We start from the raw sequence: 24,759 nt of genomic DNA, 5'->3' as shown, positions 1-24,759 counted from the left end.
CAAGAACAATGAGGGAGTGAGCTCCAATGATCTATGAGATGCGCCAGTATCGTTGCGTGCCGGGCCGGCTGCCGGCGCTGCTCAAGCGCTTTGACACGATCACGCTGAAAATCTGGGAGAAGCACGGCATCAAGCAGGCCGGGTTCTTCACCACGCTGATCGGCGAATCCAACCAGGAGCTGACCTATTTCTTGGCCTGGCAGTCGCTTGCCGAGCGCGAGACGAAATGGACTGCCTTCATGACCGATCCGGAATGGATCGAGGCGCGCGCCAAGACGGAAGCGGACGGCCAGATCGTCGCCAACATCGTCAGCCAGATTTTGGCACCGACCGCCTTCTCGTCGGTGAAATGACGGCGGTTCAGGAGCCGGCGCTGCAACCCTGATATTCAAGGGGCATGGCCGAATAGGGTTGATCCACCCCTGATCGCCGCTATGGTCGCGCCGAAACAGGGATTTTGGTCTTGAGCGACACCAATTCTGCAGCGCCGATCGTCACCATCGGCCCGGTCAGGTTCGGCAACGATCTGCCGCTCGCAATCATCGCCGGCCCGTGCCAGCTCGAGAGCCGGCAGCATGCGCTGGAGGTCGCCTCCGCGCTGAAGGAGATCGCGGCCCGGTTGAAGGTCGGCCTCGTCTACAAGACCTCTTTCGACAAGGCCAACCGCACGAGCGCGTCCGCTGCGCGCGGGCTGGGCTTGGCGCAGTCGATGCCGATCTTCGCGGAGATCCGTTCGTCGCTAGGTTTGCCTGTTCTCACTGACGTGCATGAGGCTGCGCAATGCGCCGAGGTCGCGCAGGCTGTCGATGTCCTGCAAATTCCGGCCTTCCTGTGCCGGCAGACTGATCTGCTGCTGGCCGCCGCTGCAACCGGCAAGACCGTCAACGTCAAGAAGGGTCAGTTCCTCGCGCCTTGGGACATGGCCAATGTCGTGACCAAGATCACGAGCGCCGGCAATCCCAACGTGCTCGTCACCGAGCGCGGCGCGTCCTTCGGTTACAACACGCTTGTCTCGGACATGCGCGCGTTGCCAATCCTGGCGCGCACCACCGGCGCGCCCGTGATCTTCGATGCGACGCACTCGGTGCAGCAGCCGGGTGGCAAGGGCACCTCGTCCGGCGGCGAGCGCGAATTCGTGCCGGTGCTGGCCCGCGCGGCCGTTGCGGTCGGCGTCGCCGGCGTGTTCATCGAAACCCATCCCGATCCCGACCGCGCGCCGTCGGACGGCCCCAACATGGTGCCGCTGAGTGAATTCGAAGGGCTCATCCGCACGCTGATGGCATTTGACGCTCTCGCAAAGAATCCGCGGTGATGCCGCGGACGGAGGCGCGGCCGCAGAAACACGGCCTGCCGCCAGCGCTTTACGTCATCTCGGGCGCGAGCTTTGCCGCATCGCTGTCGGCGCGTGCGCTCGATCCGCTGCTGCCGCACATCGCCGAGGATTTCAGCGTCAGCATCGCGACCGCCGCGGGCTTCTCCGCGGTATTCGCCTTTACTTTCGCGATCATCCAGCCGCTGATCGGCGCCGCTGCTGATCTCTTCGGCAAGACGCGGCTGATGATCGGCTGCCTCACGGTGCTCGGCGTCGCCAGCATCCTTGGCGCGCTCTCGACCTCGTTCTCGCTGCTGTTCGCCACCCGCATCCTGGCCGGCATCGGCTCGGGCGGCGTGTTTCCGATCGCGCTCAGTCTGACCAGCGAACTCGTCGGGCCTGAGAAGCGTCAGATCGCGATCGGCCGCACGCTCGCGGGCTCCATGACCGGTAATCTCCTCGGCGCGTCTGCCTCGGGCCTGATTGGCGACTTCCTCGGCTGGCGCGGCGTGCTGGCCGTGCTCGGCGTGCTGGTTATTGTGGCCTCGATTGCAGTCGCGGCCGGCTTCCGTGGCGCCAGGATCATGCATCCGCCGAAGACAAGCCTTTCGGCGCTGAAGACGGGCTATCGGACCATCTTCACCAATCCGAATGCGCCGGTATGCTACTCGGCCGTGTTCATCGAAGGCTGCTGCGTGCTCGGCCTGTTTCCCTACGTCGCCTCGTTCCTGTTCGACCTCGGCGTGACGTCGCTATCCGTTGCCGGCATCGTCATCGCCGGCTTTGCGGTCGGCGGGCTGTTCTACACCATGACGGTGTCACGCCTTTTGCCGTGGCTCGGCGTCAAGGGCATGATGATCGCGGGTACCGTCCTGGTGGCCTCGCAGCTCGTCGCGGTCGCCTTCGGTCCGCGCTGGGAAGTCCAGACGCTCAACCTCGTGGTGATGGGCTGGGGCTTCTACATGGCCCATGGCTGCCTTCAGGTGTTTGCGAGTGAGCTATCGGTCGAAGCGCGCGCCACCGCGCTGTCGCTGCATTCGTTCTTCTTCTTCATGGGGCAGACCGTCGGCCCGCTCGCCTATGGTTTTGGGCTCGCGCACGGCGGCAAGGGGCCGACATTGTTTGCGAGTGCAGGAGTCATGGTGTTGCTGGGTCTGGTTTGCGCTCGGCTGCTCAAGCCGCGTGCTCCGGCGGATGCGCGCTGAGCGCACGGCCCGCGCAGGTTAGCAATTCCTTAATCGGGCGACCGGCCTAGTCCGCTGAATAATGGAGGGGTGGCCCTTCAAATTTAAATCAAATCTCACCTTTGGGTTCCAAAATGCCGCCGAGGTGCCCGGTTGCGGCATCATTTTTGGGTCATTCTATGCAAAAGCAACGTTCGGTCGCCCGCATCCTCGGCGCGGTAGTTGGCTCCCTCGGTATCGTGCTCGTGGTTATCTGCGCCTACAGCTTGAAGCAGGCGATCGGCCGCTATTCGGACAGCAACCGGATCGTCTCTCTCGCGGTTGCCAGCCGCGACATGACCGACGCGCTCGTGGCGTTTCGTCTGGAGCGTGGCGATACCCTGGGCAATCTGTCGGCGGCCGGGGCCGCATCGGACAACGTGGTCTCCTTCATCATGGGATGGCGGAGCACGGCCATCAAGAACTACGGGCAGGCGCTGCAAACGGTTGATCAGCTGGATCTGCCTGGTCTGCCCGAGCGCATGCAGAAGTTGCGCGCGATCTGGAGCGAGCTCGAAAGCCTCCGGCCACGCGTGTCGGCGGCCTTGCGGCAGGAGAAGGCTGCGCGCGACGCGACTCTCGTCCCCAGCTGGGCGAAGGCGGCGAACGCGTATATGGACGCGGTCGGCGAGGTGACGACGCACATCGATGCTGCGATGATGCTGATCGATCCCGTGATCGACCGCCTGCTGTTGATCAAGCAATCCTCCTGGCAGACGCGTGATTCCGTCGGCGCGACCATCCTGTCGCAGTTCAGCGCCATCATGGCCGGCAAGTCCTGGGCGCCGTCCGATGGTCTCGACTTTGCCGATCAGCGCGGCCGCTCGCAGCAGGCCTGGAGCATCGTTCGCAATCTCAGTACGAACGTTGCCTCGCCCGCGCTGCTGCAGGCAATCCGCGACGCCGAGCCTGACATGTCGGGCCAGCTCTTTGAGGATCGCAACACGATGGCCGCCCGCCTTCTCAAAAGCGAGTCGGCTGGCGTCACCGGAATCGAGCACCGCGATCGCCAGCTCGCCGGTGCCGACAAGCTGGTCAGCGTCACTCAATCGGCACTTGCCGACATGATCGCGCGCGCGGAACAGGGGGCAGCTCAGGCGCGCCTTGGCTTGATCCTGTACGGAGTTTTGCTGCCCGTTTCGCTCACGCTGATGATTGGCGGCCTTCTGATGGTGCGCAGCCGCGTCACGCGCCCGCTAACCGCCATCACCGGCGTCATGACTCGCTTCGCCGGTCATGATTTCGCCAGCGAAGTGCCGGGCCTTGAGCGTAACGACGAGATCGGCCGCATGGCCGCAGCGTTGCAGGTGTTCAAGGAGGCCATGATCAATGCCGACCGTCTCTCGGGCGATCAGGCTGCCGAGCGTGCCGACAAGGAGAAGCGGGCCGCGGAGCTGGCTGGCCTCGTGAGGCAGTTCGAGAGCCGTATCGGCCAGATGGTGCAGACGTTGTCGGACGCCTCGAATGATCTTGAGACCACCGCGCGCGCGATGTCCGGCACCGCGGCGCAAGCGCAGGATCAGGCCGGATCGGCCTCGACCCTTGCCGATCAGGTCGGCGGCGGCGTGCAGACCGTTGCCGCCGCGGCCGAGGAGCTCAACGCCTCCATCCGCGAGATCAACCGACAAGTCGAGCAGGCGACGCGCGCCACCGAGCGGGCCGTCGGCACGGTGAAGGAGACCGACACCACGGTGCGAGCGCTGGCCGAGGGCGCGGATCGCATCGGCGAGGTGATCGGCCTGATCACCTCGATCGCCGGCCAGACCAACCTGCTGGCGCTCAACGCAACCATCGAAGCCGCGCGCGCCGGCGAATCCGGCAAGGGCTTTGCGGTGGTTGCGAGCGAGGTGAAAAACCTGGCCTCGCAGACCGCAAAAGCGACGGAAGAGATCAGCACCCAGATCACGCAGATCCAGGACGCAACGCAGAAGGCCGTGTCCGCGATCGACGGCATCGTCAAGACCATCGAGGAGGTCTCCAACATCAACCGCGTCATCGCCTCTGCCGTCGACGAGCAAAACAGGGCGACCGCCGAGATCGCGAACACCGTGCAGCACACCGCGGAAGCGACCTCCACCGTGACGCGCAACATCGCGAGCGTCTCGTCGTCCGCCAATGAGACCGGCCGGGCCGCAGCGGGGGTACTCAAGGCGGCCGCCAACTTGTCGAACCAGTCGACCTCGCTGACGACGGAGGTCGACAGCTTCATCGGCAAGGTGCGCGCGGTGGCGTAAGGTGCGCCGAGGCTCAACATGGTCGCCAGCGCCAGCTTTATCGAGTTCCTGCGAGAGCAACTTGCTCCGCTCGGGCGCATCACGGTGCGGCGCATGTTCGGCAAGGCGGGCGTGTTCTGCGACGGCGTCATGTTGGGGATGGTGAGAGACGATACGCTTTACTTCCGCGTCGATGATGGCAACCGCCATGCTCTGAGGGAAGCTGAGGCGTTTCCGCCGCTGAACTATGCGAAGAAGGGCGGCACCATCGATCTCTCGTTCTGGCGGGCACCGGAGCGGCTGTTCGACGATCCCGATGAGCTGGTGGCTTGGGCGCGGTCCGCCATGGAGGCCGCGCGCCGGGTTGCGGCGAAGCGAGAACGAGCGGCGCCAAAGCAGCGGAAGACGCGACCGGTCCGTCGCTAGCCCCGCCCGCGATACGGCGCGACGCCTTGCTCCGGCACCCACAGGCCCTTCGGCACGCGGCCGGTCTGCCAGAACACGTCGATCGGGATGCCGCCACGCGGATACCAGTAGCCGCCGATGCGGATCCATTTCGGCTTGATCTCGGAAGCGATACGCTTGCCGATCATCACGGTGCAGTCCTCGTGGAAGGCGCCGTGGTTGCGGAAGCTCGCTACATAGAGTTTCAATGACTTCGACTCCAGCAGCCACTGGCCGGGGGCGTAGTCGATCACGAGATGTGCGAAGTCCGGCTGGCCCGTGACCGGGCAGATCGAGGTGAATTCCGGCACGGTGAAGCGCACCAGATAGTCCGAGCCCCTTTGCGGGTTGGGCACGCGGTCGAGCTGGGCTTCTTCGGGTGTGTGCGGCCATTCGACCGCACGGCCGAGCTGGAGAGGTTTCTTCGCCATCATCTATCGTCCTTTTCGGACGTCGAGATGGACGCAATTGGCGTCGCCGTCAACCGGTCGCGAGCGTCTGGATCATGACGATCCGGTCGTTGCCGGACTCGCAGCCCCACAGCTCGCCCGGCCGGCCATCGAGCTGGCGAACATTCGCGTTCGCTTTGTCGCTGGCGAAGACGTTGAACTTCTCGGTCACGGGATCGAAGCGGAGAATCGCGTTGGCGGAAAAATCGGTGACCCAGACCTTGTCCTTGTCGTCGACGAAAACCGCATAGGCGCGGGGATGTTCGCCCGGCAGCTTCCAGGTCTTCCACGATCCATCGGCCGGATCGTGCACCGACACGTGTCCGCTGTTCCACTCGCTGACCCAGATCCGACTCTTCGAATCCGCCCATACGCGGCGTGAGCCGGCATTCGGTGTTGGCGGCTGCACGACGGTGGTATTGCCGGTCGCAAGATCGATCCTGGCGATGTAGCTGCCGGCGAGGGATGCGTACCAGATGTCGCCTTTGGGCGTGACCGTGATGCCATATGGGCCGACGCCTTTCGGTGCCTTGAACACCGTCATCTCGCCTGATTTCGGCACGAGCCGGCCATAGTACCCGGACTGGCCGGTGAACCAGTAGGTGCCGGTCTTGTCGAAGACGCCGGTGTTGAGATTGGCGTAGGCGAACTTTTCCGGCAGACGGAACAGCGTGACTTTCAGGTCCGCTGGATCAACGCGCGCGATCGCGTTCTGGCCGCCCTCGGTGATCCAGGGCGCGCCGTCGGGGCCAATCGTCACGCCATGGGGCGCTGCGCCCTGGCCGAGGCTGACGGTCCTGAACGAGCCATCCCCGGGATCGAGCTTGCCCAGCATGCCCTTGCCTTGCGCGGTGAACCAGATCGTGCCGTCGGGGGCGGGCGTGAGGTCGTGCAGGCCGATACCGGGGCTGATCGGGAAATATTTTGTCCGGAACGGGCCCTGCTGGGCGAAAGCTGGGCGGGTTGCGAGGAGGGCGGCGCCGGAGGCGAGAAACTGGCGGCGATTCATGGCGTTACCCCGACTGTTTCATATGGAGGTTGGACGCACGGGCCGAGTGGCATCAAGTTTAATCTGAGGCTCTTCACGCGTCAGTCGAAGGCGGCGGCCTGAGCGTTCACATTTGCTTGCGCTCCGTGTAAAGACGCCCCCGCGAACTGACAGCTCTAACGAACGGAAGCGCAATCATGACCGCCATTGTCGACATCATCGGCCGCGAAATTCTCGATAGCCGTGGTAATCCCACCGTCGAGGTCGACGTCGTGCTGGAGGACGGCTCGCTCGGCCGCGCCGCGGTGCCCTCCGGGGCCTCCACCGGTGCCCATGAAGCGGTGGAACTGCGCGATGGCGACAAAGGCCGCTATCTCGGCAAGGGCGTCTCGAAGGCGGTCGGTGCCGTCAATGGCGAGATCTATGAGGCGCTCAGCGGCATGGATGTCGAGCACCAGGTCCAGATCGATCAGGTCATGATCGATCTCGACGGCACGCCGAACAAGAGCCGTCTCGGTGCCAACGCGATCCTCGGCGTTTCGCTCGCCTGCGCCAAGGCCGCCGCGAACTCGCTCGACATGCCGCTCTACCGTTACGTCGGTGGCACTTCAGCGCGGGTCCTGCCGGTGCCGATGATGAATATCATCAATGGCGGCGTGCACGCCGACAATCCGATCGACTTCCAGGAGTTCATGATCCTGCCGGTCGGCGCCACGAGCTTCGCCGAAGGTCTGCGCTACGGCGCGGAAGTCTTCCACACGCTGAAGTCCGAACTGAAGAAGGCCGGCCACAATACCAATGTCGGCGACGAAGGCGGCTTTGCGCCGAACCTGCCGTCGGCCGACGCCGCGCTCGAATTCGTCATGAACGCGATCGGCAAAGCCGGCTTCAAGGCGGGCTCCGACGTCGTGCTCGGGCTCGACTGCGCCTCGACCGAGTTCTTCAAGGGCGGCAAATATGTCTATGAAGGCGAGGGCAAGACCCGCTCGATCTCCGAGCAGGCCAAATATCTCGCCGACCTCGTGTCGCGCTATCCGATCGTCACGATCGAGGACGGCATGTCGGAGGACGACATGGACGGCTGGAAGGAGCTCACCGATCTGATCGGCAAGAAGTGCCAGCTCGTCGGCGATGATCTCTTCGTCACTAACGTCAAGCGCCTGTCCGAGGGCATCAAGGCGGGCCGCGCCAATTCGATCCTGATCAAGGTCAACCAGATCGGCACGCTGACTGAGACGCTCGCCGCCGTCGAGATGGCGCACAAGGCCGGCTACACCTCCGTGATGTCGCACCGCTCGGGCGAGACCGAAGATTCCACCATCGCCGATCTCGCGGTCGCCACCAATTGCGGCCAGATCAAAACCGGCTCTCTTGCGCGCTCCGATCGCACCGCCAAATATAACCAGCTCCTGCGCATCGAGCAGCAGCTCGGCAAGCAGGCCGTCTATCCCGGCAAGGCGGCATTGAAGGCGCTGGCATAAGCAACGAATAGAAAAGGGGAGGTCGACATGAGCGACGGCAGAAACGGACTTCAGTTGCGTTCTCTGATCAAGAAGAGTGGTGAACTGGAAATCTCGCTCGTCGACGTGCCGACCCCCGAGCCTGACGCGGACGAAGTCGTCGTCCGCGTCGAGGCGACGCCGATCAACCCGTCGGATCTCGGCCTGCTCGTCGGCGCGGCTGACATGAGCACGGCGAAGGCGTCGGGCACCAAGGATGCTCGCGTCATCACCGCCAAGGTGCCTGAGGGCGCGATGGCCGCGATGGGCGCCCGGCTCGACCAATCCCTGCCGGTCGGCAACGAAGGCGCCGGTGTCGTCATCAGGACCGGCTCGTCGGACGCCGCGAAGGCGCTGATGGGCAAGACAGTGTCGATGATCGGCGGCGCAATGTATGCGCAGTACCGGACCTTGAAGGCGAGGGACTGCCAGCCGCTGCCCGAGGGGACGACTGCGGCGGAGGGCGCCTCCTGGTTCGTCAACCCGCTCACCGCGCTCGGCATGACCGAGACCATGCGGCGCGAGGGCCACAAGGCGCTGGTGCACACCGCGGCCGCGTCTAATCTCGGGCAGATGCTGAACAAGATCTGCATCAAGGACGGCATTCCGCTCGTCAACATCGTGCGCAGCAAGGAGCAGGCCGACATCCTGCACAAGATCGGCGCCAAGTACGTCGTCGATTCCACCGCGCCGAGCTTCCTTGACGATCTCACCAACGCGCTGGTCGAGACCGGCGCCACCATCGCCTTCGATGCCATCAGCGGCGGCAGGCTTGCCGGCAATATCCTGAGGTGCATGGAAGTCGCGATCAACAAGACCGCCAAGGAGTACAGCCGCTACGGCTCCAGCGTGCACAAGCAGGTCTATGTTTACGGCATGCTCGACACGCGTCCGATCGAGTTGCCGCCCGGCTTCGGCATGGCTTGGGGCGTCGGCGGCTGGCTGTTGACCCCGTTCCTCCAGAAGATCGGGCCGGCCGAGATCGGACGGCTGCGCCAGCGTGTTGCGAGCGAATTGAAGACGACGTTTGCCAGCCACTACACCAAGGTCGTGTCGCTTCCCGAGGTGCTCGATCCGGCCAATATCGCGGTGTACGCCAAACGGGCGACCGGCGAAAAATTCCTCATCAATCCAAATAAATTTGCGTGACGCTGGCGCGAGCGTGACCAAAGAAGGTCTTGCCTTCTGAGCGAGGCGGGAGAACATTCCCGCCGCAATTGAAAAGCGGAAAAAACCGCAACGCTCAGAAGGGGACATTCCCATGACCGAACTCAACCGCCGTCACCTGCTTGCCGGCGCCGCTGCCATTGGCGCGGCGAGCCTGTCGCGCCTGGGAACCATTTCAGCCAATGCCGCAGTGCCGCAAAGCGGCGCGCAGGCGCCGGGCTTCTATCGCTACAAGGTCGGTTCCTACGAATGCACCTCGATCAATGACGGGGCGCGCACCTTCCCGATGCCCGACAAGTTCGTCACCAACATCCCGAAGGAGGAGGCGCTCTCCGCCGCCGATGCCGCCTACATGCCGAAAGGCATGGTCACGATTCCCTTCAATCCGCAGCTCATCAACACCGGCAGCAAGCTGGTGCTGATCGACACTGGCAACGGTGTCGCGAATTTCGAGGCGAGCAAGGGAGCGGTCGGCCGTACCCTTCAGAACCTCGCGGCCGCAGGCGTCGACCCGAAGAGCATCGACGTCGTGCTGTTCTCTCACCTTCATCCCGATCACACCAATGGCGTTCGCCTCGCGGATGGAGCCGTCGCATTCCCGAATGCGGAGCTGATGGTGCCGGCCAAGGAGTGGGAATTCTGGATGAGCGATGAGAACGCCGCCAAGGCCCAGTCCAACGAGATGATGAAGAACTACTTCGCCAACGTGAAGAAGACCTTTGCGGGTCTTGAATCCAAGGTGACGAAGTATGATTGGGGCAAGGAGGTTGCGCCCGGCATCACCTCGATCGGTACGCCCGGCCATACCCCCGGCCACACCTCCTTCGCTGTCGCGTCGGGCAATGCCAAGGTTCTGATCCAGTCCGACGTCACCAACATTCCGGAACTGTTCCTGCGCAATCCGGATTGGCACGTGGCTTTCGATACCGATGGCGATCTCGCTCAGCAGAGCCGCCACAAGTTCTACGATATGGCAGCGGCGGAGAAGGCGACGGTGGTCGGCTTCCACTTCACCTTCCCCTCGGTCGGCCACGTCGAGAAGGACGGCGCCAAATATCGCCTGATCCCGTCGGCCTGGAATCCGACGATCTGATCGGCTCGGTTTTTCTCGTCAGGTTGATCGGGCCGCCACTGGGCGGCCCGATTGTTCTGGACGACCGATCGCTTTCGCGAAACCCAGCGTTTCCAAATCGAAACGGTCCATGCACTTGCATCCTCTGGCGGAGGTGGATTAAGTGCGCGGGCTCGTTTCCCGCTTAGAGGTTCAAGGACAACCATGGCCTACAACATCGTCACGATCGCCGGCAGCCTGCGCAAGGAGAGCTTTTCGCTCAAGATCGCCAACGCGCTCGCAAAGCTCGCGCCGGCATCCCTCACGCTCGAGGTCATCACGCCGGCGGGTATCTCGTTCTTCAACCAGGATCTCGAGGGCGCGCCGCCTGCCGACTGGCTGGCTTTCCGCGAAAAGCTCCAGAAGTCGAACGGCGTTCTGTTCGTGACTCCCGAATACAACCGCGCAATCCCGGGTGTCCTGAAGAACGCCATCGACGTTGCCTCGCGGCCCTATGGCAAGAGCTCGATCAACGGCAAGCCGGTCGGCATCATATCCAACTCGCCGGGCCCGCAGGGCGGAGTCAGTGCGGCGAAAACGTTGCAGAATATCCTGCCGGGCATCGCGGGCCCGATCCTGCAGCAGCCGGAAACCTATTTGAACGCCGTTGGTGACGCCTTCGACGCTGCGGGCAACCTGGTCAAGGACTCGCTGAAGACGGTGCTCCAGCAGTACATCGACGCCTTCGCCGTGCACGTCGCCAAGCACCAGGGCTGATCGCCTCATCCTGACGGTTTCTGCGTTTTCAGTGTCATTCCGGGGCGGGCTCTTCAAGCCGCCCCGGAGTGACGGGTCGCAGTGAATTAGCACTCCCTTAACCAACCTGTCCCATCTTGCCGGACATGGTCACTCGCGCGCGCCTGAAATCGATCCTTACCGGCCTTGCCCTCTACGCCATGGCGGCCGCGATCGTCGGCTATTTCGGCATCAACGCGTATACCGGCAAATACGGTCTCAACGCGCGCCAGGAACTCGATCAGGAGATCATCGCGCTGACCAGCGAGCTTGCGCGGCTGAAGCGCGAGCGCGCCGAGGGCGAGCAGCGGGTCTCGCTGCTGCGCTCCGAAAAAATCGACCCGGACATGCTGGACGAGCGTGCGCGCTTCCAGCTCCAGTTCGTCAATCCGCACGACCTCGTGCGAATGAACGATTCGAACAACTAGAGCGCTGCCAGCTTCTCCGCGCCCTTGGCGAGGACGTCGCTGAAACTCGTGTCCCAGAATTTTGTGACGTCGGTCTGCGCGTCGAGCACTCCTAACTTGAGGAAGGTGTCGGCGACCTTCTGATGAGTGGCCGGCACGTCCGGCGTGACGCCGGCGAGGGAAAAGTCGGCGCTGCGATGGGCGAACTGATCGAGGATGTCTTCAAGCGGCAGATGCGTCTCTGCGACCTGCGCCCTCGCGTAAACCTCGAAATTCTTGTTGGCGAAGGCGTAGGCGCGCTGGATGCGCAGCAGGAAGTCGGCGAGCGCCGCATGCCGCAAGGGATCGTCGACCGCCTTCGGATTGGCATAGATCGGAAAGTTTCCCGAGAGATAGCCGACGCCGGTCTTGAGCAGGCGCCCGCCCTGCCTGGAGATCGCGAGCTGTCCGTTGTAGCCGTAGATCGCCCAGGCATCGAGCTTGCCGGAAGAAAAGGCCGAGTAGCCGTCCGACGGCGTCAGGTTGATGGCCTCGATGTCGTTGAAGGAGAGGCCCGCTTCCTCGAGTTGCTTGGCGAGGAAATAGTGCGCGGTCGTGGCGCGGACATAGCCGACCTTCTTGCCCCTGAGGTCGGCGATCGAATGGATCGGCGCGTCCTTCGCCGCAACCGTGACCTGGGTGTTGAGATCTTCATGGGTGACCGCGATGAAGCGCACGCTGGCATTCTTGCGCGCGGCGAACATGGCGGGAATTTCGCTGCCCGAGCCGAGATCGAGCGCGTCGCTGTTCAGCGCTTCGATATGCAGTACGCCGTTGTTGAGTTCCTTCCAGTCGATCTTGTAGGGCGTCTTGTCTTCGCCGGCCGCGTGGAGCAGGGCGGCCCAGCCGCCCTTGTAACAGGCGACACGCAACGTGACGCCGCAGAGATCGATATCTGCCGGCTTGCCTTGCGCTCTCGCGCTGCCAGCGACGAATCCTCCTGCGAGCGCGCCGAGTAGGGTGCGTCTTGAAAGGGACGATAGGCTGCTCACGGCAACTCCTGTTGAAGATGTTCGAGACCTTCAACATAGGTGACGCGCGGACTGCGCTCTATTCTGTTTTTCGACGGCTGCATGGAACGCGCGTTCCGACTTTTGCGAGGGCGCGTTGCAATTCGGTTTCGTGCCTATGCCGAAGGTCGTAAGTGCGGAAAGGACTTCCGTCTTGACGGCGACGGCGCGCCGGGTTCATGCCTTGTTGCAGGCTGCTTTGAGAATTGACGCAAATCAATCGGGCTGGGTCGGCAGGATCTAGACTGCCGTGCGGAGGAAACAGTGATGAATGGGCAAGCGCTCCAGCGTCACGCGGCCCGTGTCGAGGCCGCCATCGCGTCAGGCCAGGCGGCACGCTCCGCGCTGGTGGCCTCGTGGTGCCGTTCCTCCCGATTGCATCATCTCGATCCCGGGGGCCGCAGGCCGCCGATCCGTCTTACCGAAGGTGAGCTGCACTGCGCGCGCGAACGCGTCGCACCGCTGCTCTCCGCTGCGCAAGGTGCGATGGACCGGCTGTACCAGGCCGTTGGCGCAGCAGGCTGCTGCGTGCTGCTCGCCGACGGCGAGGGCACTCCGGTCGATCGCCGCGGCACACCGGCCGATGACTCCACCTTTCAATCCTGGGGATTGTGGACCGGCGCGCTCTGGAGCGAGGAGCATGAAGGCACCAACGGCATCGGCACCTGCCTTGTCGAGCAGCGTCCGCTGACCATCGACCGCGACCAGCATTTCTTCACCCGCAACACGCTTCTGAGCTGCACGGCGGTTCCGATCTACGACCACCACGGAATGCTCGCCGGCGTGCTCGACGTCTCCTCCTGCCGTGCCGACCGCACCGACGCCTTTGCCAACCTCATCGCGCTTGCCGCGGGGGAGGCGGCCAAGCGTATCGAGGCCGATCTGTTCCGCAACGCCTTCGCCCACGCCCGCATCGTGCTGACACCGTCTACCGACGGTCATTGCGGCGGCCTCGTCGCGGTGGATAGCGATGATCTCGTGATAGGCGCGACGAGGTCCGCCCGGGTCGGACTTGGGATCGCGCCCGGCCGCCCGTTGCGGCCGGTGCCCGCAGCCGATCTTCTCGGTGGCGATGCGGCGCGCGACCACCTCGCCGGCGGCCAGCGCGCGGTGTTGCAGCGGGCGCTGTTGCGCGCGGACGGCAACGTTTCCGCCGCCGCCAAGGCCCTCGGCGTCAGCCGTGCCACGCTGCACAGGAAGCTCAAGCGTTTCGAGCTGAAGCACTGAGCGCTTGCTCCTCTCCTCAATTCGTCATTGCGAACGCAGTGAAGCAGTCCGGGATCCTTTCGCGAGACTCTGGATTCCTTCGCTGCGCGCGCAATGACGACGCGGGGCAAGGGCGCGTCTCGGGATTGGATCCGTGTGCGTGGCTGCTTCACCTGTCGCAGAACTGCGACAGGTCTGCGCGATCATCGCTTCTACTGGGGCTGACAGAGAACAACTCCCGCGACATCGTCTGCGCAAGTCGTGAACACACGACGATCGTGCAAACCAGCAACATCGGGAGTGAACATGAACAAGGTCGAATTCGTCAACGTCGCACAGGTGCCCTTCGCCGCGAAGTATGACAATTTCATCGGCGGCAAATTCGTCGCCCCACAATCCGGCAAGTATTTCGACAACGCATCGCCCGTGAACGGGCAGGTCGTCTGCAAGATCGCGCGCTCCGACCATCAGGACATCGAGGCAGCGCTCGATGCGGCGCATGCCGCCAAGGATGCGTGGGGACGCACCTCGACCGCCGAACGCGCCGCGATCCTCAACAAGATCGCCGACCGCATGGAAGAAAATCTCGAGCGGCTCGCGGTCGCCGAGACCTGGGACAACGGCAAGCCGATCCGCGAGACCCGGGCCGCCGACCTTCCGCTCGCGATCGATCACTTCCGTTACTTTGCGGGCGTCGTTCGTGCCCAGGAAGGCTCGATCGGCGAGATCGATCACGACACCATCGCCTATCATTTCCATGAACCGCTCGGTGTCGTCGGCCAAATCATCCCCTGGAACTTCCCGCTGCTGATGGCGTGCTGGAAGCTCGCGCCGGCTCTCGCCGCCGGCAATTGCGTGGTGCTCAAGCCCGCCGAGCAAACGCCGGCCTCGATCATGGTGTGGGCCGAGATCGTCGGCGATCTGCTGCCGCCCGGCGTCCTCAACATCGTCAACGGCTTCGGTGTGGAAGCCGGCAAGCCGCTGGCCTCCAGCCCCCGCATCGCCAAGATCGCCTTCACCGGCGAGACCACGACGGGCCGGCTGATCATGCAATATGCCAGCCAGAACCTCATTCCCGTCACGCTCGAGCTCGGCGGCAAGTCGCCGAACATTTTCTTCAAGGATGTCACCGCGGAGGACGACGACTTCTTCGACAAGGCAATCGAAGGCTTCGTGATGTTCGCGCTCAACCAGGGCGAGGTCTGCACCTGTCCGAGCCGTGCGCTGGTCCATGCGGATATCTATGATCGCTTCATGGAGCGGGCGCTCAAGCGCGTTGCCGCCATCAAGCAGGGCGATCCGCGTGTGGCCGACACCATGATCGGTGCCCAGGCCTCCGGCGAGCAGCTGGAGAAAATTCTGTCCTATATCGACATCGGCAAGAATGAAGGCGCGAAGGTCCTGGCCGGCGGCGGCCGCGCCAGCCTCGGCGGCGATCTTTCGGGCGGCTACTACGTCCAGCCGACCGTGTTCCACGGTCACAACAAGATGCGGATCTTCCAGGAGGAGATCTTCGGGCCCGTCGTGTCGGTCACGACCTTCAAGACCGACGAGGAAGCGCTCGCGATCGCCAACGACACGCTCTATGGCCTTGGTGCCGGTGTCTGGAGCCGCGACGCCAACCGCTGCTACCGCTTCGGCCGTGCCATCCAGGCCGGTCGGGTGTGGACCAACTGCTATCACGCATATCCCGCGCATGCGGCGTTCGGCGGTTACAAGCAGTCGGGTGTCGGCCGCGAGACCCACAAGATGATGCTCGATCACTACCAGCAGACCAAGAACCTCCTGGTCAGCTACAGCCCGAAGAAGCTCGGCTTCTTCTGATCGAGAAGAGGCGGCGTCAATGCGGCGCCGCCTCGTCATCCGCCTGTCAGAAAACTGAGACAAGACGAGGGGCCGGGCTCATTGAGCTCGGCCCTTTCGGCATTGGTAGCGATGCCAGGCGAAACACGGAGGCTTGGCCATGAAGAACGGTTGTTCACGACGGAATGTGCATATTGGAGCGATGCTGCTGTTCGGCGCAGCGGCGTTGGCGTTCCTCCCGCCCTCGATGGCCTTCGCACAGGCCGGCTCGGCGCCTGCCGGTGCCAAGCAATTCCTCACCGTTGACGGAAAGCCGCCACTGATCCTCGGGCATCGCGGCCTGCCGGGGCTGGTGCCCGAAGAGACAGAGGCATCGTATGACCTTGCCGCTGCCCTCGGCACCGACGCGCTCGAAGAGGACCTGCACCTTACCAAGGATTGCATATTGGTCGCGCGTCACAACCCCTGGCTGGGCGACAATACCAACGTTGCCGAGGTGGCGAAGACCAATCCTGCGGTTGCGGCCCGCAAACGGACGGTGCCCGGCGTCACCGTCAAAATGAAGTGGCCCCAATCTCCCACCAGCGGGCCTGCTGAATACCTCACCGACCTCACCGATCCGGCCGATCCCAAATCGGTACTGAAATCGCTGATCGTGGATGGCGAAGACCATACCAATGACTGGTCGATCACCGACTTCACGATGGCCGAGCTGAAGGACTGGATCGCCGGCACCACCTATGATGCGGCCAACGAAAGACCAAAGGTCTTCAACGGCAAGTTTCCGATCATCAGTTTCCAGGACATCATCGACATCGCCAAGGCCAAGAGCAAGGAGACGGGGCGCCCCATCGCGGTCTATCCGGAAACCAAGAATCCGACCTGGAACAACGCCCAGGCGATCGCCAATGGCTGCGGTGCGCCCGGCAGCCGTCCGCTCGAGGACGCCTTGATCAAGATCATCAGGGACAACGGCCTCAACGCGAAGGAAGCGCCCATCTTTGTCCAGAGCTTCGAGCCGGGCAGCCTGAAATATATGCGCAGCCACGGTTTGGAAACGCGGCAGGTCCAGCTCATCGATGGCAACGGTATCGACTTCAAGAACGGCAAGGTCCTTCTCGATAACATCACCAACTCCCGTCCGTTCGACTGGACGGTTTCGGGCGACGCGCGCCTGTACGATGCAATGCTGACGCCTGAGGGTCTCGCGGAGATCAAGACCTATGCCGACGGCATTGGTCCGTGGAAGGCTTATATCGTGCCGCTCAAGGTTTCCCCGTGGAAGGACAGCAACGCCGATGGCACCCCCTACAAGGGGTCGACGCCGGAGGCTTCGACGCGGGAAGCAACCAGTCTCGTTGCGGACGCGCACAAGCTCGGCCTGTTCGTGCACGTCTTCACTTTCCGAAACGAGAAGAAGTATCTGGCCGGCGACTATCACGGCGATCCAAGCCTCGAATATCTCAAATTTTTCCGGCTCGGCGTGGATGGGGTCTTTACCGACTTCACGCATACCGGCGTGGGCGCCCGTGCAGCGTATCTGCGAGAGCTGGGCTGGTGAGGCCCGGCCGCGGTGAGCAATTGTTGCCCGATCGGCGCCAAAGATTTTGCAATATTTCGGCCACGTTGCAGTGCGGCATAATGAATGTCGTGCGATGTCACCGCAGTGCTTTCACACGCGATTGAGTTAGGTTAGAGAGGGCTTAGTTTTCTCTGACCCGGAATTCCTATGGCCGCACCCAAGAAAGCCGCCTCGAGCGCAGCACAGGACAAGACCAACGGCGGCTCACCCCCGGAATTCACCAGAGAGCAGGAGCTCAAGGCGCTCCGCGACATGCTCCTGATCCGGCGATTCGAGGAGAAGGCCGGCCAGCTCTACGGCATGGGTGCTATCGGCGGCTTCTGCCACCTCTATATCGGCCAGGAGGCCGTGGTGGTTGGCATGCAGATGGCGCTGAAGGACGGTGACCAGGTCATCACCGGCTATCGTGACCACGGCCATATGCTCGCCACCGGCATGGAAGCCAACGGCGTCATGGCCGAGCTCACCGGACGCCGCGGCGGCTATTCCAAGGGCAAGGGCGGCTCCATGCACATGTTCAGCGTGGAGAAGAAGTTTTACGGTGGCCACGGCATCGTCGGCGCCCAGGTCTCGCTTGGCGCAGGGCTCGCTTTCGCCAACCACTATCGCGGCAACGACAACGTCGCCGTCACCTATTTCGGCGATGGCGCGGCCAACCAGGGCCAGGTCTATGAGAGCTTCAACATGGCGGAGCTCTGGAAGCTGCCGGTGATCTTCGTCATCGAGAACAATCGCTATGCCATGGGCACGTCGGTGTCGCGTGCCTCGGCGCAGCAGGACTTCTCCAAGCGCGGCCTGTCCTTCAACATCCCCGGTTATCAGGTCGACGGCATGGACGTCCGCGCGGTGAAGGCCGCGGCCGACGAGGCAGTCGCCTGGTGTCGTGCCGGCAAGGGCCCGGTCATCCTGGAGATGCAGACCTACCGCTATCGCGGCCACTCGATGTCGGACCCTGCAAAATACCGGACGCGCGAGGAGGTCGAGAAGGTACGCCACGACCAGGACCCGATCGAGCAGGTGCGCAACCGCCTCCTCGCCGCCAAGGTGAGCGAGCAGGACCTCAAGGCGATCGACGCCGAGGTCCGCGACATCGTCAACGCTTCCGCCGACTTTGCCCAGCATGATCCGGAGCCGGATGTGTCCGAGCTCTGGACCGACGTTTACCGCTAAAAGCGCGCAAGCTTTCTTTTGGAGTCGATATGCCAATTCAAGTGCTGATGCCCGCGCTGTCGCCCACGATGGAAAAGGGCAACCTCGCCAAATGGCTGAAAAAAGAGGGTGAGACGATCAAGTCGGGCGACGTGATCGCCGAGATCGAGACCGACAAGGCGACCATGGAGGTCGAGGCGACCGATGAGGGGACGCTCGGCAAGATCCTGATCCCCGAAGGCACGGCGGATGTCGCCGTGAATACGCCGATCGCGACGATCCTTGCCGACGGCGAGAGCGCAGCCGATCTCGCGAAGGCGCCCGCGCCTGCCAAGGCCGCCGAGGCCGCGCCGCCCGCAGCGGCCAAGGCGGAAGCGCCGCCGAAATTAGCGGCGCCTTCCGCGCCGCAAGCTGTTGCCGAGCCCGATCCCGAGGTGCCGGCCGGCACCGAGATGGTGAAGCAGACGGTCCGCGAAGCCTTGCGCGATGCCATGGCCGAGGAGATGCGGCGTGACGGCGACGTCTTCGTGATGGGCGAAGAGGTTGCGGAATATCAGGGCGCCTACAAGATCACGCAGGGCCTCTTGCAGGAATTCGGCGCCAAGCGCGTGATCGACACGCCGATCACCGAGCACGGCTTTGCCGGCATCGGCGTCGGCGCTGCGATGGCGGGTCTCAAGCCGGTCGTCGAGTTCATGACCTTCAACTTCGCCATGCAGGCGATGGACCAGATCATCAATTCCGCCGCCAAGACGCTCTATATGTCCGGCGGCCAGATGGGCTGCTCGATCGTGTTCCGCGGCCCCAACGGCGCCGCCGCGCGCGTCGCCGCCCAGCACAGCCAGGATTATTCCTCCTGGTATTCGCACGTTCCGGGTCTCAAGGTCATCGCGCCATATTCGGCCGCGGATGCCAAGGGTCTGCTCAAGGCCGCGATCCGCGACCCCAATCCGGTGATCTTCCTCGAGAACGAAGTTCTCTATGGCCACACCGGTGAGGTGCCGAAGCTCGACGACTATGTGATCCCGATCGGCAAGGCGCGCATCGTGCGCTCCGGCAGCCACGTCACGATCATCTCATGGTCGAACGGCATGACCTACGCGCTGAAGGCCGCCGAAGAGCTCGCCAAGGACGGCATCGAGGCCGAGGTGATCGACCTGCGCACGCTGCGGCCGATGGACACCGAGACCTTCATCAATTCCGTGAAGAAGACCGGCCGCGCCGTCACGGTGGAGGAGGGCTGGGCCCAGAGCGGCGTCGGCGCCGAGATCGCCGCGCGCATCATGGAGCATGCCTTCGACTACCTGGATGCGCCGGTAGCGCGCGTGTCCGGCAAGGACGTGCCGATGCCCTATGCCGCGAACCTGGAGAAGCTCGCGCTGCCTTCGGCAGCCGAAGTGGTCGAGGCCGCCAAAGCCGTTTGCTACAGGTAGACCATGGCAGGGCCCAAGGAACAGCCACTTCCGCCTGATGTGATGGGACGCGAAGACGCGATCGAGATTCTGCGCGTGTTCGTGCTCGACGGCGGGCTTTCGATGGCGTTCCAGCGGGCGTTTGAGGAGCCCGACATGTGGGGCCTGCTGCTCGTCGACCTCGCCCGCCACGCCGCGCGCGCCTATGCGCGCGAAAGCGAGATGAGCGAGGAGGACGCGCTGAACCGGATCCTCGATATGTTCGAGGCCGAGATCGAGCGTCCGACCGACATGGGCACCACGACGCCGCGCGGACAGAAGGGGCACTGAGCGTGGCGGTCGAATCCTGTCACCATGATTTCATGCTCGGGGCGATCGGCGAGGCCGATACCCTCCCGGGCTCCAAGGACATTCTCGACAAGATCGACCTTGTCGACGACCGCTCCATCGCCATGATGAAGTCGTGGCGTTCCAATCCCGCCAATGAGCGCCCGTGGCAGGGCGACATCGGCAACTAATCCTGTGGTCTGTCGCTCTTCCGGTGGGTCGGGAGACGACGTTTTAAGAAGTTCTTCGTGAGGTCAGCATGCCCATCAACATCCTGATGCCAGCTCTCTCGCCGACGATGGAGAAGGGCAACCTCGCCAAGTGGCTGAAGAAAGAAGGCGACAAGGTCAAATCCGGCGACGTCATCGCCGAGATCGAGACCGACAAGGCCACCATGGAGGTCGAGGCGATCGACGAAGGCACGATCGCCAAGATCCTGGTGCCCGAGGGCACGCAAGACGTGCCGGTCAACGATGTGATCGCGGTTCTCGCCGGCGAGGGCGAGGACGTGAAGGCCGCGGGCGCTGCCAAGCCCGCCGCATCGGCTGCGCCGCCGAAAGCCGCGGAAGCACCGGCTGCCGCGCCGGCTCCGGCGCCCGCACCGGCTGCGAAGGCGGCACCGGCTCCCGCCGCTGCTCCGGCACCACAGGCCGCTGCACCGGCCGCGAAGGGCAACGGCCAGGCCGGCCGCGTGTTCTCCTCGCCGCTGGCGCGCCGGCTTGCCAAGGACGCAGGCATCGAGATTTCGAGGGTTACGGGCACCGGCCCGCACGGCCGTGTGGTCGCGCGCGACGTCGAAGAGGCCAAGTCCGGCAAGGGTCTGAAAGCGCCGGCGGCAGCTCCGTCAGCCGCGCCGTCGATCGCGCCGACCATGTCCGACAAGCAGATCCTGGCGCTGTTCGAGCCGGGCTCCTATGACATCGTCCCGCATGACGGCATGCGCCGCACCATCGCGCAGCGCCTGACCGCTTCGATCCAGAACGTTCCGCACTTCTACCTCACCATCGACTGCGACATCGGCAAGCTGCTGGTCGCGCGCGAGGAAATCAATGCGGCTGCTCCGAAGGACAAGGAAAAGAAGCCGCTCTACAAGATCTCGGTCAACGACTTCGTCATCAAGGCGATGGCGGTCGCGCTCCAGAAGATCCCGAACTGCAATGTGAGCTGGACCGAGTCCGGCATGATCAAGCACCACCATTCCGACGTCGGCGTCGCGGTGGCGATGCCCGGCGGCCTGATCACGCCGATCATCCGCAAGGCGGAGACCAAGACGCTCTCGACCATCTCCAACGAGATGAAGGATTTTGCGACCCGAGCCCGCTCGCGCAAGCTGAAGCCTGAGGAATACCAGGGCGGCACGACTGCGGTATCCAACCTCGGTATGTTCGGCATCAAGGACTTCACAGCGGTGATCAACCCGCCGCATGCGACGATCCTCGCGGTAGGCACCAGCGAGGAGCGGCCCGTCGTGCGGGGCGGCAAGATCGAGATCGCACAGATGATGAGCGTGACGCTGTCCTGCGATCACCGCGCCATCGATGGCGCGCTCGGCGCCGAGCTGATCGGCGCGTTCAAGCAGCTCATCGAAAATCCCGTCATGATGATGGTCTGACGCGCGGGTTCGGGAGGGGCAAGGTTGAATGTCCGGACACGCTGGCCCTGGATTTCGATGCTGCTGTCGATCATCGTTCTCGTCAGCCCGATCGGCACGGAAGTCGGTCACGACGCGTTCTTCAGCGGCGAAGCTCTCTCGCGAAACATTGCCCAGCCGATCGCGTTCATCGGCTTCGCGATTTTAATCTCGATCTGCGTCATCGAATGGCTGGTCAGATCGATGATTTCGAAACGCCGTGATCACGGCGCATTAGTTTGAGTTGAATGGGAGCCACCATGGCCGACACATCCTTCGACGTCATCATCATCGGCTCCGGCCCCGGCGGCTACGTCACCGCGATCCGTGCCGCGCAGCTCGGCTTGAAGACCGCAATCGTCGAGAAGAACTATCTCGGCGGCATCTGCCTGAACTGGGGCTGCATCCCCACCAAGGCGCTGCTGCGCTCTGCCGAGATCTACCACTACATGCAGCACGCCAAGGATTACGGCCTGTCGGCGGAGAAGGTCTCGTTCGATCCGAAGGCGGTGGTGCAGCGCTCGCGCGGCGTCTCGAAGCGGTTGAACGACGGCGTCGGCTTCCTGATGAAGAAGAACAAGATCAGCGTGATCTGGGGCGCGGCCTCGATCGACGCACCCGGCAAGGTCACGGTGAAGAAATCCGACGTCGAGGGGCCGAAGGGCACGCTGGGCGAGGGGACCTATCAGGCCAAGCACATCATCGTTGCGACCGGCGCGAGGCCGCGCGTGCTGCCGGGACTCGAGCCCGACAAGAAGCTGGTCTGGACCTATTTCGAGGCCATGATCCCGGAGCGGATCCCGAAGTCGCTGCTGGTGGTCGGCTCGGGCGCCATCGGCATCGAGTTCGCCTCCTTCTTCCACACCATGGGATCCGACGTTACCGTGGTGGAGGTGCTGCCGCAGATCCTGCCCGTCGAGGATGCGGAGATCGCAGGCCTTGCGCGAAAGCGTTTCGAGAAAATGGGCATCAAGATCATGTCCTCGACCAAGGTCACCAAGCTCGACAAGAAGGCCGACAGCGTCGTTGCGACCATCGATGACGGCAAGGGCAAGCCGGTCACGACCGAGTTCGAGCGCGTGATCTCCGCGGTCGGCGTCGTCGGCAACATTGAAAACCTCGGCCTTGAAAAGCTCGGCGTCAAAACCGACCGTGGCTGCATCGTCGTCGACGGCTACGGCAAGACCAACGTCCCCGGCATCTATGCCATCGGCGACGTTGCCGGTCCGCCCATGTTGGCTCACAAGGCCGAGCATGAGGGTGTGATCTGCGTCGAGGCGATCAAGGGCCTGCACCCGCACGCCATGGACAAGAACATGATCCCGGGCTGCACCTATTGCCATCCGCAGGTCGCGTCCGTCGGCCTCACCGAAGCCAAGGCCAAAGAGAGCGGCCGCGAGATCCGCGTCGGCCGCTTCCCCTTCGTCGGCAACGGGAAGGCGATTGCGCTCGGCGAGGACCAGGGCCTCGTCAAGGTGATCTTCGACAAGAAGACTGGCCAGCTTCTCGGCGCCCATATGATCGGCGCGGAGGTCACCGAACTGATCCAGGGTTACGTCGTCGCCATGAACCTGGAGACGACGGAAGAGGAACTGATGCACACGGTCTTCCCGCATCCGACGCTGTCGGAAATGATGAAGGAAGCCGTGCTGGATGCGTATGGAAGGGTGTTGAATATCTGACCGCTATCGTCATTGCGGGCGCAGCGAAGCAATCCAGAGTTCATCCGCGGAAACAGTCTGGATTGCTTCGCTGCGCTCGCAATGACGGGCGGAGAGGCCATTGGCATAAGAAGAAAGAAATAAGCCATGAAAGACAACGACAACCTCACCATCGAGCGCCCGACCTTCGTCACCCATCTCGAATGCGCGATGGAAGGCGATCACTATCCGGCAGACCAGATCCACAATCTTTCCAAGGCCGGCAAACCGCTACTGGTGCGCTACGACCTTACTGGGGTGAAGAAGGCGCTGACCAAGGATGCGCTAAGCCAGCGCCCCGCGGACATGTGGCGCTACCGCGAGCTGCTGCCGGTGCGCAAATGCAAGGACATCGTCTCCCTCGGCGAGGTCACGACGCCACTGATCCGGCTGCCCAAACTGTCGCAAAAGCTCGGCGGCGGCGAGATCATCGTGAAGGACGAGGGCCGCTTGCCGACCGGCTCGTTCAAGGCGCGCGGTCTCGTGATGGCGGTGTCGTTGGGCAAGGCGCTCGGCATCAAGCACATGGCAATGCCGACCAACGGCAACGCGGGCGCGGCGCTGGCGGCCTATGCGACCTCCTGCGGCATCAAGACCACGATCTTCTGCCCGGCCGATACGCCCGAGGTGAACGTCAGCGAGATCGAGCTCCAGGGCGCCACCGTCTACCGCGTCAACGGCTATATCGACGATTGCGGCAAGATCGTCGGCGAGGGCAAGGCGAAGGTCGGCTGGTTCGACACCTCGACGCTGAAGGAGCCGTACCGGATCGAGGGCAAGAAGACGATGGGGCTGGAGCTTGCCGAGCAACTCGGCTGGGACGTGCCCGACGTGATCTTCTATCCGACCGGCGGCGGCACCGGCCTGATCGGCATGTGGAAGGCCTTCGACGAGCTCGAGAAGATCGGCTTCATCGGTACCAAGCGTCCGCGGATGGTTGCCGTGCAGGCGTCGGGCTGTGCGCCGATGGTGCGGGCCTATGAGGAGGGCACCGAGCATGCGGCGCGCTGGGAGGATGCGCACACGATCGCCTCGGGAATTCGCGTGCCGCAGGCGATCGGCGATTTCCTGATCCTGCGTGCGGTGCGGCAAAGCAAGGGCTTTGCCATCGCCGTCGATGACGACAATATCTCATCGGCGCTGAGCGAGGTCGCTCGCGAGGAGGGGTTGCTGTTGTGTCCCGAGGGTGCCGCGACCTACGCCGCCTACAAGCAGAGCCTTGCCGACGGCCGTGTCAGCAAGAATGATCGCGTGATGCTGTTCAACTGCGCGACCGGGTTGAAATACCCGCTGCCGCCGGTCACCCGCACGCTCGACCGCCACAAGCCGATCGACTTCTCGCAGTTCTGACCA

24 protein-coding genes are annotated in these 24,759 nt (G+C 63.5%); 21 read left to right on the top strand and 3 right to left on the bottom strand.

Annotated elements, in window-relative coordinates; translation table 11 throughout:
• Positions 1–26: 26 nt before the first annotated feature.
• From ACV1FX_RS08970 to ACV1FX_RS08950, 5 genes are all read left to right on the top strand, one after another.
• Entirely contained in the window at positions 27–353 is a 327-nt protein-coding gene (locus ACV1FX_RS08970; RefSeq protein WP_473117174.1) for an NIPSNAP family protein, read from the top strand.
• A 110-nt stretch (positions 354–463) separates the two neighbouring features.
• Entirely contained in the window at positions 464–1,312 is an 849-nt protein-coding gene (kdsA, locus tag ACV1FX_RS08965) for a 3-deoxy-8-phosphooctulonate synthase (protein WP_473117173.1), read from the top strand.
• Complete coding sequence (locus ACV1FX_RS08960) at positions 1,312–2,517, top strand: MFS transporter (protein WP_473117172.1); 1,206 nt, start codon at positions 1,312–1,314, stop codon at positions 2,515–2,517. Before kdsA ends, ACV1FX_RS08960 begins: the two co-directional genes overlap by 1 nt.
• Positions 2,518–2,675: 158 nt before the next feature.
• Positions 2,676–4,769 (top strand): methyl-accepting chemotaxis protein, encoded by a 2,094-nt coding sequence (locus ACV1FX_RS08955; RefSeq protein ID WP_473117171.1) that lies wholly within the window; start codon positions 2,676–2,678, stop codon positions 4,767–4,769.
• Positions 4,770–4,787: 18 nt separating this feature from the next.
• The gene (locus ACV1FX_RS08950) at positions 4,788–5,174 is read left to right on the top strand and encodes a TfoX/Sxy family protein (RefSeq protein ID WP_473117170.1); all 387 of its coding nucleotides are present in this window, start codon (positions 4,788–4,790) and stop codon (positions 5,172–5,174) included.
• Here the strand turns inward: ACV1FX_RS08950 and queF are convergent.
• Together queF and ACV1FX_RS08940 are read right to left on the bottom strand one after the other, a co-directional pair.
• Positions 5,171–5,623, bottom strand: coding sequence for a preQ(1) synthase (gene queF, locus ACV1FX_RS08945; protein ID WP_473117169.1), 453 nt, complete (start codon positions 5,621–5,623; stop codon positions 5,171–5,173). The two genes, ACV1FX_RS08950 and queF, sit on opposite strands and share 4 nt — an antisense overlap.
• 49 nt (positions 5,624–5,672) lie before the next feature.
• Positions 5,673–6,650: a Vgb family protein gene (locus ACV1FX_RS08940; protein ID WP_473117168.1), complete on the bottom strand. Its 978-nt coding sequence runs from the start codon at positions 6,648–6,650 to the stop codon at positions 5,673–5,675.
• A gap of 176 nt (positions 6,651–6,826) precedes the next feature.
• Between ACV1FX_RS08940 and eno the strand changes: the two genes are divergently transcribed.
• From eno to ACV1FX_RS08915, 5 genes are all read left to right on the top strand, one after another.
• Positions 6,827–8,110: a phosphopyruvate hydratase gene (gene eno, locus ACV1FX_RS08935; protein WP_473117167.1), complete on the top strand. Its 1,284-nt coding sequence runs from the start codon at positions 6,827–6,829 to the stop codon at positions 8,108–8,110.
• Positions 8,111–8,137: 27 nt separating this feature from the next.
• Positions 8,138–9,277, top strand: coding sequence for a zinc-binding dehydrogenase (locus tag ACV1FX_RS08930; protein ID WP_473117166.1), 1,140 nt, complete (start codon positions 8,138–8,140; stop codon positions 9,275–9,277).
• Between the two features lie 112 nt (positions 9,278–9,389).
• A complete protein-coding gene (locus ACV1FX_RS08925; RefSeq protein ID WP_473117165.1) occupies positions 9,390–10,388 on the top strand; it encodes an MBL fold metallo-hydrolase in 999 nt (332 codons plus the stop codon).
• Positions 10,389–10,571: 183 nt separating this feature from the next.
• Positions 10,572–11,123, top strand: a complete 552-nt coding sequence (locus ACV1FX_RS08920; protein ID WP_473117164.1) for an NADPH-dependent FMN reductase — start codon at positions 10,572–10,574, stop codon at positions 11,121–11,123.
• A 125-nt stretch (positions 11,124–11,248) separates the two neighbouring features.
• Positions 11,249–11,569 carry an FtsB family cell division protein gene (locus ACV1FX_RS08915; protein WP_473117163.1) on the top strand — a complete coding sequence of 107 codons (321 nt, stop codon included), beginning with the start codon at positions 11,249–11,251 and terminating at the stop codon, positions 11,567–11,569.
• On the opposite strand, the gene ACV1FX_RS08910 is transcribed toward ACV1FX_RS08915, so the two are convergent.
• Complete coding sequence (locus tag ACV1FX_RS08910; RefSeq protein WP_473117162.1) at positions 11,566–12,579, bottom strand: ABC transporter substrate-binding protein; 1,014 nt, start codon at positions 12,577–12,579, stop codon at positions 11,566–11,568. The two genes, ACV1FX_RS08915 and ACV1FX_RS08910, sit on opposite strands and share 4 nt — an antisense overlap.
• A 285-nt stretch (positions 12,580–12,864) precedes the next feature.
• Here ACV1FX_RS08910 and ACV1FX_RS08905 point away from each other — a divergent pair, with 285 nt between their 5' ends.
• The 11 genes from ACV1FX_RS08905 to ACV1FX_RS08855 all read left to right on the top strand — a co-directional run bounded on the left by ACV1FX_RS08905 (position 12,865) and on the right by ACV1FX_RS08855 (position 24,756).
• Positions 12,865–13,824 (top strand): helix-turn-helix domain-containing protein, encoded by a 960-nt coding sequence (locus ACV1FX_RS08905; RefSeq protein WP_473117161.1) that lies wholly within the window; start codon positions 12,865–12,867, stop codon positions 13,822–13,824.
• A 285-nt stretch (positions 13,825–14,109) separates the two neighbouring features.
• Complete coding sequence (gene adh, locus ACV1FX_RS08900) at positions 14,110–15,627, top strand: aldehyde dehydrogenase (protein WP_473117160.1); 1,518 nt, start codon at positions 14,110–14,112, stop codon at positions 15,625–15,627.
• A gap of 139 nt (positions 15,628–15,766) precedes the next feature.
• Positions 15,767–17,167 (top strand): glycerophosphodiester phosphodiesterase family protein, encoded by a 1,401-nt coding sequence (locus tag ACV1FX_RS08895; protein WP_473117159.1) that lies wholly within the window; start codon positions 15,767–15,769, stop codon positions 17,165–17,167.
• A gap of 168 nt (positions 17,168–17,335) precedes the next feature.
• On the top strand, positions 17,336–18,358 hold the full coding sequence (gene pdhA / locus ACV1FX_RS08890) for a pyruvate dehydrogenase (acetyl-transferring) E1 component subunit alpha (protein WP_473117158.1): 1,023 nt from the start codon (positions 17,336–17,338) through the stop codon (positions 18,356–18,358).
• Between the two features lie 29 nt (positions 18,359–18,387).
• The gene (locus tag ACV1FX_RS08885) at positions 18,388–19,770 is read left to right on the top strand and encodes a pyruvate dehydrogenase complex E1 component subunit beta (RefSeq protein ID WP_473117157.1); all 1,383 of its coding nucleotides are present in this window, start codon (positions 18,388–18,390) and stop codon (positions 19,768–19,770) included.
• A gap of 3 nt (positions 19,771–19,773) precedes the next feature.
• The gene (locus tag ACV1FX_RS08880) at positions 19,774–20,079 is read left to right on the top strand and encodes a DUF5076 domain-containing protein (protein WP_473117156.1); all 306 of its coding nucleotides are present in this window, start codon (positions 19,774–19,776) and stop codon (positions 20,077–20,079) included.
• Between the two features lie 2 nt (positions 20,080–20,081).
• Positions 20,082–20,267 carry a hypothetical protein gene (locus ACV1FX_RS08875; protein ID WP_473117155.1) on the top strand — a complete coding sequence of 62 codons (186 nt, stop codon included), beginning with the start codon at positions 20,082–20,084 and terminating at the stop codon, positions 20,265–20,267.
• Between the two features lie 68 nt (positions 20,268–20,335).
• Positions 20,336–21,688: a pyruvate dehydrogenase complex dihydrolipoamide acetyltransferase gene (locus ACV1FX_RS08870; RefSeq protein WP_473117154.1), complete on the top strand. Its 1,353-nt coding sequence runs from the start codon at positions 20,336–20,338 to the stop codon at positions 21,686–21,688.
• Between the two features lie 57 nt (positions 21,689–21,745).
• A complete protein-coding gene (locus ACV1FX_RS08865; protein WP_473117153.1) occupies positions 21,746–21,949 on the top strand; it encodes a hypothetical protein in 204 nt (67 codons plus the stop codon).
• A 17-nt stretch (positions 21,950–21,966) separates the two neighbouring features.
• Entirely contained in the window at positions 21,967–23,388 is a 1,422-nt protein-coding gene (lpdA, locus tag ACV1FX_RS08860) for a dihydrolipoyl dehydrogenase (RefSeq protein WP_473117152.1), read from the top strand.
• Positions 23,389–23,514: 126 nt separating this feature from the next.
• Complete coding sequence (locus tag ACV1FX_RS08855) at positions 23,515–24,756, top strand: threonine synthase (RefSeq protein WP_473117151.1); 1,242 nt, start codon at positions 23,515–23,517, stop codon at positions 24,754–24,756.
• The last annotated feature ends 3 nt before the right edge of the window (positions 24,757–24,759 follow it).

This window comes from Bradyrhizobium ingae, assembly GCF_055791185.1.
This window is presented reverse-complemented; position numbering and strand designations above follow the sequence as displayed.